Genomic DNA, 307 nt, shown 5'->3' on the forward strand with positions numbered 1-307 from the left:
AAATACTGGACGTTGCAAACGGGCGAAACTTGGCATGGGCTGCCAGACGACGTCGTGGCGGACGATTTCTGCATGCTCGATCCCACCAAGGTGACCATCCTTTGTCCGGGCACCGATGCCCGGGGAAAGCTCGCCAACTGGGGCATCCCGGGTGCCATCCTCAGCAAATTCCTCGACGCACGGCGACAGGAAATCGCCCGCACGGGTGACTACACCGTTCTCGTGCTGTTCTCCATAGGCACGACCCAGGGCAAGTGGGGAACCCTGCTGGAGACCATGCTCTCCTTCAAGTCCCTGTACGACAGCA

1 pseudogene is annotated in these 307 nt (G+C 60.3%); it reads left to right on the forward strand.

The window, feature by feature from the left end:
* Window positions 1–54 precede the first annotated feature (54 nt).
* Window positions 55–307: pseudogene (locus GSQ77_RS29145) on the forward strand (arginine decarboxylase); the annotation flags it as partial.

Source organism: Burkholderia sp. L27(2015) (assembly GCF_009765705.1).
Taxonomy (GTDB): domain Bacteria; phylum Pseudomonadota; class Gammaproteobacteria; order Burkholderiales; family Burkholderiaceae; genus LMUX01.